Annotated in this window: 6 protein-coding genes and 1 pseudogene; 4 read left to right on the top strand and 3 right to left on the bottom strand. The window is 67.1% G+C overall.

Features of this window, described 5'->3' with window-relative positions:
• The 4 genes and pseudogenes from ACSFA2_RS21755 to flgL all read left to right on the top strand — a co-directional run.
• A pseudogene (locus ACSFA2_RS21755) lies at nt 1-358 on the top strand (methyl-accepting chemotaxis protein); the annotation flags it as partial.
• A gap of 25 nt (nt 359-383) precedes the next feature.
• The gene (locus ACSFA2_RS21750) at nt 384-2,330 is read left to right on the top strand and encodes a methyl-accepting chemotaxis protein (RefSeq protein WP_435457401.1); all 1,947 of its coding nucleotides are present in this window, start codon (nt 384-386) and stop codon (nt 2,328-2,330) included.
• A 270-nt stretch (nt 2,331-2,600) separates the two neighbouring features.
• The gene (flgK, locus tag ACSFA2_RS21745) at nt 2,601-4,565 is read left to right on the top strand and encodes a flagellar hook-associated protein FlgK (RefSeq protein WP_435457400.1); all 1,965 of its coding nucleotides are present in this window, start codon (nt 2,601-2,603) and stop codon (nt 4,563-4,565) included.
• A gap of 31 nt (nt 4,566-4,596) precedes the next feature.
• The gene (flgL, locus tag ACSFA2_RS21740) at nt 4,597-5,808 is read left to right on the top strand and encodes a flagellar hook-associated protein FlgL (protein ID WP_435457399.1); all 1,212 of its coding nucleotides are present in this window, start codon (nt 4,597-4,599) and stop codon (nt 5,806-5,808) included.
• Between the two features lie 37 nt (nt 5,809-5,845).
• Here flgL and ACSFA2_RS21735 read toward each other — a convergent pair whose 3' ends face one another.
• From ACSFA2_RS21735 to ACSFA2_RS21725, 3 genes are read right to left on the bottom strand one after another with little or no spacing between them, the layout of a single operon-like run.
• A complete protein-coding gene (locus tag ACSFA2_RS21735; protein ID WP_435457398.1) occupies nt 5,846-7,597 on the bottom strand; it encodes a putative bifunctional diguanylate cyclase/phosphodiesterase in 1,752 nt (583 codons plus the stop codon).
• Nucleotides 7,594-8,946 (bottom strand): sensor domain-containing diguanylate cyclase, encoded by a 1,353-nt coding sequence (locus ACSFA2_RS21730; RefSeq protein WP_435457397.1) that lies wholly within the window; start codon nt 8,944-8,946, stop codon nt 7,594-7,596. The genes ACSFA2_RS21735 and ACSFA2_RS21730 overlap by 4 nt, the downstream gene beginning before the upstream one ends.
• On the bottom strand, nt 8,943-9,341 hold the full coding sequence (locus ACSFA2_RS21725; protein WP_435457396.1) for a PAS domain-containing protein: 399 nt from the start codon (nt 9,339-9,341) through the stop codon (nt 8,943-8,945). Before ACSFA2_RS21725 ends, ACSFA2_RS21730 begins: the two co-directional genes overlap by 4 nt.
• Between the last annotated feature and the right edge of the window lie 177 nt (nt 9,342-9,518).

Raw genomic sequence — 9,518 nt, 5'->3', positions numbered from 1 at the left:
CGAGATCAGCGCGGCGAGCCACGAGCAGACCCAAGGCATCGAGCAGATCAACCAGGCCATCACGCAGATGGACCAGGTGACGCAGCAGAACGCGGCGCTGGTGGAAGAGGCCGCGGCCGCCGCCGCCTCGCTGCAGGAACAGGCTGGGAGCCTGGTCGAAGCCGTGAGCATCTTCCGCATCGCAGAAGGCGCCGGCGCGGTCGAGCCACGCTTCACGCCGATGGTGGTGAAGCCGGTCGCTCGCAGCGCTGCTCCCACCCCGCGCGCCTCGGCCGGACGGCCGGTCGCGCTGCAAGCCAAGAAGCCGGCACCGAAGGCCCTGCCGGCCGGCGATGACGGTGACTGGGCCGAGTTCTGAAACCACGACCCCCATAGGTACATCCATGCGCTCTTCCTCCACCTCCCCTGGTTTCGTCTCGCTGGTTCGCACCCTGAGTGTCCGGGCCACGCTCGCAATCGTCGCGGTGACGGCATTGATCCTGGGTGTGTTCTACATGCTGGCGTCGACCCAGCACCGGGAGAGCGCCGCGCAATACGCCAATGCCAAGGCGGAGGCGATCGCCAAGTCGCTCGACATCTTCGACCAGACGATGCAACTCAACGCCGAGAACGCGTTCGGCGTGTTCCGCCGCCAGTTCACCGCGGCTTTCGCGCTGGACGACGCGGCGCAGGGCGTGTTGAGCATGGGGGGGGTGCCCATCGATGCGGCATCGACCCACGAGGTGGATCAGTTCGCCAGCAGCTTCACTGGCGCCAATGCGACGGTGTTCGTGGCGGTCGGCGAGGACTTTCGCCGTGTCACCACCTCGGTGAAGAAGGAGAACGGCGAGCGCGCCGTCGGCACGCTGCTCGACCGCAAGAGCGCCGCCTACCCGCTGCTGCGCAGCGGCAAGCGCTTCATGGGCCGGGTCACGTTGTTCGGCCGGCCGTACATCACGGTCTACGACCCGGTGCGCGACGCGTCGGGCAAAGTGGTCGCGGTGCTGTACATCGGCCTCGATATTTCCCAGCAACAGGCCGCCTTCGCGGAAGCCGTCAAAGAGACGCGCATCTTCGAACAGGGCGGTCTCTACATTCTCGACCCGGCTGGCGAAGGCCGGCTGGTCTTCCATCCCACGGCCGCGGGCAAGCCGCTCGCGGACGTGCTCGGTGCCGGCGCGGCCGCGTGGGCGCGCCGCGTCACCGAGCCCGATGCGCTCTGGATCGACGACGCCCCGGCCGTTCTGGCGCAGGGTGTCGACGGGCGCCGCTATGCCTCGGTGGCCCAGAGCCAGATGACCGGTTGGCGCGTCGTGGCCGAAGTGCCGGCCGCCGAGGTGCTGGATCCGCTGTACCGGCAGATGGCCGGCCTTGGCGCCTTCATCGCCGTGGCCGCGGCGCTGCTCGGCGTGGCGCTGGTGGTGTACATCCGCCGCACCGTGAGGCCGCTGACGCTTCTGAGCCAGCACGTTCAACGCATCGGCGACGGTGACCTGTCGCAGTCGCTGGCATCGCCACGGCGCGACGAGATCGGCGCCATCACCCGCGCCGTCGAAACGATGCGCGATGCGCTGGTGCGGGTGGTGAGCCAGGTGCGCCAGGGCACCGACACCATCGCCACGGCCTCGAGCCAGATCGCCTCAGGCAACCAGGACCTGTCCTCGCGCACCGAAGAGCAAGCCAGCTCGCTGGAGCAGACGGCGGCCTCGATGGAACAACTCACGTCGACGGTCAAGCAGAACGCCGACAACGCGCGCCAAGCCAATCAGCTGGCGGCGTCGGCCTCGGAAGTGGCCGTGCGCGGTGGCACCGTGGTGAGCCAGGTGGTGAACACCATGGGCTCGATCAACGCGTCGTCCAAGAAGATCGTGGACATCATCGCGGTCATCGACGGCATTGCCTTCCAGACCAACATCCTGGCGCTGAACGCTGCCGTGGAAGCAGCCCGCGCCGGTGAACAGGGTCGTGGCTTCGCGGTCGTGGCCTCGGAAGTGCGCAGCCTGGCGCAGCGTTCGGCGGCTGCCGCCAAGGAAATCAAGGTGCTCATCGACGACTCGGTGGGCAAGGTCGGTACCGGCAGCCAGCAGGTGGCCGAAGCCGGTCGCACCATGGACGAGATCGTGGCCAGCGTGAAGCGGGTGACCGACATCATGGGCGAGATCTCCTCGGCCAGCCAGGAACAGACCTCGGGCATCGAGCAGGTCAACCAGGCCATCGCGCAGATGGACCAGGTCACGCAGCAAAACGCGGCGCTGGTGGAAGAGGCCGCTGCGGCCGCCTCGTCGCTGCAGGAGCAGGCCGGCCACCTGGTGCAGGCCGTCGGGGTGTTCCGCGTGGGCGCAGAGCACTGAGAACGCGCGAATGAACCTGCTGCGCGCCCCGATCTCGCATCTGCGGTCCTCACCGCACACGAGTGCGGCTCCGGTCCTCGACGCAAGCTCGGGGCGCTCGCGACGGCTCCTTCACGCGTTCTGAGCCGGCGGTCAAACGGGGAAGAGAGAGGTGAAAGCCTCGCTGTTCGCTCAATCGAATCCCCCTTCAGATTCCTTCGGCACTGCCGATAAACAGTCAATGGCATCGAACGGTGCCCCCAACACTCCTCTCAACAGGTATCCAAGCATATGGCCGGCAACATGTTCCTGACGGGCCTCAGTGGCCTCAACGTAGCGCGCAGCTCGTTGGTCACCACCGCCCACAACACCGCCAACGTCTACACGGCGGGCTACAGCCGCCAGGTGGCGCAGATCTCCACCAACGGCGCGATCGCCACGGGCTCCGGCTTCGTCGGCATGGGCGCGCTGGTGACCACGACCAGCCGCAGCTACGACAGCTACCTGACGGCGCAGCTCAATACCGCGCAATCGGTGGCAGCAGGCCTGACCAGCTACGGGACCCAGATCGACCGCATCGACTCGCTGCTGGCCGACAAGACCTCCGGCATCAGCCCGCTCATGCAGAGCTTCTTCACGGCGACGCAGGGCGTGGCCAACACGCCGGCCGACCCGGCCGCCCGCCAGCAGCTCATCAGCTCGGCGCAGGCGCTCGCCACCAAGTTCCGATCGACCGACCAGTACCTCACCGACCTGAACGGCTCGGTCAACGACCAGATCAAGGGCAGCGTCGAACAGATCAATACCTACGCCACGCAGATCGCCAGCCTGAACCAGCAGATCAGCCAGCTCACCGCGACGTCCGGCGGCCAGCCGGCGAACGACCTGCTCGACCAGCGCGACCAACTCGTCAGCCAGCTCAGCCAGATCGCCGACATCAAGGTGCTCGAGCAGGACAGCGGCAAGTACAACGTCTTCATCGCCACCGGCCAGTCGCTGGTGGTGGGCGACCGTGCGGCGACGATGATGGCCGTGCCATCGGCAGCCGACCCGACCCGCACGGCCGTGGCGCTGGTCGGTCTGGCCGGCAACGTGATGGAACTCAGCCCCAATGCCATCACGGGCGGCTCGCTCGGTGGCCTGATGTCTTTCCGTACCGAAACCCTGATCCCCACGCAAAACGCCATCGGTCGCCTGTCGATCGCCCTGGCCGACGCCTTCAACGACCAGCACAAGCTCGGCGTCGATCTCACGGGCGCGTTGGGTCAAGACTTCTTCTCGGTGGGTTCGCCCGCCGTGCTCAGCAATGCAAGGAACACCGGGAACGCCGTCATCTCGGCCAGCGTGACCGACACCTCGGCGCTCACCACCAGCGACTACTCCGTCGAGTACAAGAACGTGGCCGGCACGCCCACCTATGTCGTGACGCGCGTCTCCGACAAGACGCCGGTCGGCAGCTTCACGACTTTCCCCGCCACCTTCGACGGCGTCACCGTCGCACTGGACAGCGGCGCGGCGACGCTCGGCGACACCTTCACGGTGCAGCCCACCCGTACCGGCGCGCGCGACATGACCGTGCAGGTGCTCGACCCGGCCAAGGTCGCCGCGGCTTCTCCCGTGGTCACTGGCAACACGGCCACCAACCAGGGTTCGGGCCTGCTGGGCAAGGCCACGATCGATGCGGGCTACCTCGCCGCGCCGCTCGCTTCGAACGTCACCATGAGCTACGACGCCGCCACCGGCACGCTGTCGGGCTTTCCGGCCACGTCGGCCGTGACGGTCACGTTGGCCAACGGCACATCGACCGTGTACGCGGCCGGTACGGCCGTGCCCTACACCGCCGGTGCGAGCATCAGCTTCGACGGCATTTCGGTGAAGCTGACCGGCGCTCCGGCCAACGGTGACACCTTCACCATCGGCAAGAACGTCGGTGGCGTGTCGGACGGCAGCAATGCGCTGCTGATGGCGGGCCTGCAGCGCGCGACCATCATCGGCGGCGGCACCAGCACCTTCAACGGTGCCTATGCACAGCTGGTGAGCACCGTGGGCAACCGCGCCATGGAAGTCGCCGTGGCCGAGAAGACGCAGACCAGCGTCGCTTCCCAGATCAAGATGAGCCAGCAGTCGGTGTCCGGCGTCAACCAGGACGAGGAAACCGCCAACCTGCTGATGTTCCAGCAGATGTACCAGGCGAATGCCAAAGTGATCCAGACCGCCTCGACGATGTTCGACGCGATCCTGGGCATCAGCAACTGAGCCCCCGCTCTTTTCGAATCCAGGAGTCATGATGCGTATCAGCACCAGCACCTTTTACGAGCGCAACCTGTCTGCCTTGAACTCGCAGCAGCAGCAACTCTTCCGAACCCAGCAGATGCTGTCGGCCGGCACCAAGTTCCTGACCGCCGGCGACGATCCGGTGGCGGCCACCCGTGTCCTCGGTGTGACGCAGACCCTGTCGGAGTCCAAGCAGTTCGCCACCAGCCGCGAACGCGCCATGCTCACCCTGTCGCACGAGGAAACGGCGCTGGACAGCGCCACGACGATCCTGCAGGACATCAAGACGCTCACCGTGGCTGCCGGCAACGGCACGCTGTCGGACGCCGACCGGGCGACGCTGGCGACCACTCTGCAGAGCAAGCTCGATCAGCTCGTCGCGGTGGGGAACACCGACGACGGCAACGGCCAGTTCCTGTTTGCGGGCTACAAGAGTGGCAGCGCGCCGTTCGCGACCAGCGCCGGCGGCGGCATCCAGTTCGTGGGTGACCAGGGCCAGCGCATGATCCAGGTCGACGTGGCACGCCAGATGTCGAGTTCGGACGACGGCCGTTCGGTGTTCCAGTCGGTCCAGGGCGGCGCCGGCTACGTGACCTCGGGTGGCACGGCGAACACCGGCACCGGCATCTTCGGTGCGGTGAGCGTCGTGAATGCCACCGCGGCCAACTACGGGAAGGATTTCGTCGTCAGCTTCGCGGCCGGCAACTACACCGTCACCACCAACGACACGCCGCCGGTCGTGGCGGGCACCGGCGCCTTCGTGGCCGGCACGCCGATCGCCTTCGGCGGCGTGCAGCTGAGCATTTCCGGGACGCCCGTCGACGGCGACACCTTCGCCGTCACGACGGCCAAGAACGCCGGCACCGACGTGTTCGCCAGCATCGGCCAGTTGGTGACGGCCCTGCGTACGCCGCTGGAAGGCGGTGGCGAACCGGCGCGCGCCAAGTTGCTGAATGCGCTGAGCACCGCCAACGTCAAGGTGACGAACGCACACGACAACGTCCTGACGATCCGCTCCTCGGTTGGTTCACGCATGAACGAGATCGATGCGCTCGACGATGGCGGCGCCGCGCGCGACCTGATGGAGAAGAGCTACCTCTCGAGCATCGAGGATCTGGACCTGACCAGCGCCATCTCGGACTTCTACCAACGCGAAACCTCGCTGAAGGCCACGCAGCTGACCTTCGCCCGCCTGTCGAACATCGCGCTGTTCAACTACATCTGACCGGCTGAGCGGAGGAAGGCGCAGGCGGCCGGCGCGGTCAGGGCGAGCCGCCTGGCCGCATGCGTTCGGCCAGCCAGGCCGTCATGGCCTCGCGCGACAGAGGCCGCGCGAACAGGTAGCCCTGCCCCTTGTCGCAATGGAGCCCCGTCAGGGCGATCGCCTGTTCTTCGGTCTCGATGCCCTCGGCGACGGTCCGCATGTTCAGGCTGCGCGCCACCAGAATCACGGCCTCGATCAGCACGCGATGGTGTTCGCTGCTGCCCACCTGCATGACGAACGACCGGTCGATCTTGAGCACGTCGATGGGCAGCAGATGCAAGGTCGCCAGCGACGAATAGCCGGTGCCGAAGTCATCGAGCGCGACGGTGACGCCCAGCGTCTTGAGGTCTTGAAGACTCCGCTGAACGCGATCGTCCTGCGCCGCCAGGCTTTCCGTGACTTCCACTTGCAGTGCCACGGCGTCCAGGCCGCTTGAATCCAGCGCCTGCCGGACATGCTCGGCATGGTCGGATCCGAGCAACTGCGCGCGCGAGACGTTCACCGACACGCTGCGCGGCGCGTCGGGGCCGAACTGGCGCTTCCATGACGCGCACGTCCGGCAGGCCTCGTTCAGGACGAAGCGGCCGAGCTCCGCGATCAGGCCCGTCTCTTCCGCGATGCCGACGAACTCCAGCGGTGGCACGCTGCCCAGAGACGGATGGTTCCAACGCACCAGGGCTTCCATGCCGACGCACTGCCGGCTCGCCAGCGACACGATCGGCTGGTACGCCACCGCCAGATCCCCCCGGCCGACCGCGCCGCGCAGGTCGGTCTCGATGGTGGCGCGCCGGGCAGCGCGCAGTTTCATCGTGGGGTCGAACAAGCTGTAGCCGGCGCCGCCCGCCCGTTTCGCCTCGCCCATGGCCAGGCTGGCGTCGAGCATCAGGGAGTCGGCGTCACCGGCGTCGCGCTGCCCGAGCACCACGCCCACGCTCGCACTCACGTGTTCGGGCTGGTGGTCGATCGCGTAGGGCTCGCCCAGCACGTCGACCAACTTTTTCGCCAACTGCGCCGCCACCGCGCACTGCGCCAGCTGGCGCGCCACGACGACGAATTCATCCGCACCCAGGCGAGCGACGAGCAGTCCACGGGCACCGAGCGCTTCGATCTCGCCGCCCGGCAAGACCAGCTGGGTCAGTCGGTCCGCCGCGAGCCGAAGCAGCTGATCGCCCGCGGCCTGACCGCGCGTGGTGTTGATGCGGTGGAAGCGATCGAGGTTGATGAATGCAATCGCGAAGAAGCCATCGGGCGAGCTTGCGGTGCGGGCCCGTGCCGCCTCGATGTGTTCGGCGGCGACCGCGCGGTTGGGCAGCGCGGTCAGCTCGTCGCTGCGCGACAGGTCGCGCAAGCGCTTCTGCAGGTGCTGCTCTTCGTCGTGCACCGCCTGCGTGATGTCGCTGATGGTGGCCATCCATGTCTGCGCGTCGAGCCGCACCAGCCGCAGGCCCAGGGTCGACAGCAGGGCGCCCGGCTGGGCGCGATCGCCGATCGGGATGGGCAGCGTCCTGTCGCCCAAGGTGTTGCCGGGGCTGGTGTGCGCAGCGGCCTGGGCACGGAGTTCGGGCGCGAAAGGCTCGAGCACATCGAACAGGTTGGTCAGGGCGCCGGCCCGGGTCAGCGGCATGAGCAGCGACGCGGCCATCGGATTGATCATGGTGATCTCGCCGTCGAGCTCGGTCTGCAGCAGCCCGATGGGCGCCTGGTAGAGGAACTGGATCAGCGCGTCGTAAGCGACGCCGTCGGTGCTCATGGCGATATCCCGCCGACCGGGGCGCGGCCCTGTTGCTCGAGGGCGTCGTCCCAGATGGCCACGCGGTCGCGCCCTGCAGCCTTCGCGGCGTAGAGCGCGATGTCGGACCGTCGCAGAAGTTCGTCGATGCCAGAGACGCCGTCGGCACAGCTGGCGACCCCGCCGCTCACCGTGCAGGGCACCTGAACGCTGTCGACGGTGACCGGGTTGGAGGCGATGTGCGCGCGAAAGCGCTCGGCGGTGGCTTGGGCGTCGGCAATGGAACTGTCCGTCAACAGCACCACGAACTCTTCTCCGCCAAAGCGCGCGACCACATCCGTAGGCTTGAAGGTCGCCGAAAGCCCTGCTGCAAGATGGCGCAGCACCGCGTCGCCGGCGGCATGGCCGTGCGTATCGTTCACGGCCTTGAAGTGGTCTGCATCGAACAGCACGATCGTGATCGGCTGTCCGGACTGCGTGCAGCGCTGTGCGGCGGTCGACGCGGCGTCGAAAAACGCGCGACGGTTGGCCAGGCCGGTCAAGTGATCGGACCACACGGACCGTCGAAGCGCCTCGTCGGCTTCGCGGCGCTCGCTGATGTCGCGGATCACGAGGCTGTAGGTGCGTTCCGCCTCCGACCCTTCGGCGGCCGCCTCGACCGGGGCGATCAGGCAGCTTCCCCAGTAGCGCTCGCCGTTGCTGCGCCGCAGCCAGCCTTCTTCGAGGTTCCAGCCCGTCCGATCGGCTTCTCGAAGGCGTTCGAGCACGCGATGGCCGAGCAGCTCGCCCTCCGGATAGAAGTTCGCGTAGGACCGATCGACAGTCGCTTCAGCCTCGAAGCCCGTCAGGTGGCGGATGCCGACGTTCCAGCCCTGCACGATGCCCTGGCTGTCCAGCGACATCAACGCATGGCTGACATCGAGGATGCCGGCAGAGATGCTGTGAATCCACGCCTGGCTGTGGCGCAGTTCACGGTCGCGCTTGACTGACAGGGTGACGTCGTCGAGCACGGCCATCAACCGATCGGCATCGAGCTTGAGCAGGGTGAGCGACAGGATTTGCGCATCGTGGCTCGGCGTGCCGGCATGGGTCTGGATGTGCATGGCGTCGCACACCTTGCCATGCAGGGGCGAAAAGATGCGCGCACGATGCGCCAGATCGGGCGCGATCGACTTCAGCACGTCGAAGAGGTTGGAGAGGTCACCCTGCTTGGCAAGCGGCATCAGCAGCTGCGCGCACAGCGGGTTGATCAGCACGATATCGCCGTCGCGCGAGAGTTGCGCAAGACCGACAGGCGCCATGTAGAGAAACTGGAGCAGCGCCTCGTAGTCCTGTTCCAGGGGCGACGGCGCGCTGTCGCAGGAGATCACCGCTGCCTCTGCACGAAGAGATGTCGCAAGGGGAGGGCCGGGTCGGCCAGCAGGCGCAGCTTGACCTTGACCGGCCGCATGCGCAGGGTCAGGACATAGTCGATCGTCTCGTCGAGCGCGCCGCCGGCCTGCGCCGTGTCTTCGAAACGCTGGGCCACCATGAAGTTGTTCATGCACGGCGCGACCACGGTAAAGAGCGGGTGTCCCACCACGCGATCGAGCGGCAGCCCGGCCATCCGCGATTCATGGGTGTTGTAGCGCCGAACGACTCCTTCGGCATCGAACCCGATGACGCCGAATTCGAGGGCGTCGAGGTCGGCCGTAGAGGCGCGATCCAGGAATGCGGAAACGTCGGCGGGGGCCACGTCGAATGCGATCAAGACGGGCTGCGTCATCGGGGTGGCTTTCGAAAAAAGGGAACTGTTGCTCGAGACCGTCACGGCGGGTCTGGGGACTGGCCGACCGTGGTCGGGAACAACAGCCAAGTCTTACGTTGTCCAGGGGGCAACCGTGTAGGAAGAGGCGCCATCGCTGGCGACGTCGGGGCGATGAATGTGAACGATGGCCGCTGC

The sequence above is a fragment of the Variovorax cryoconiti genome (assembly GCF_051216395.1).
In the GTDB taxonomy this organism is placed as follows: domain Bacteria; phylum Pseudomonadota; class Gammaproteobacteria; order Burkholderiales; family Burkholderiaceae_C; genus Variovorax.
This window is presented reverse-complemented; position numbering and strand designations above follow the sequence as displayed.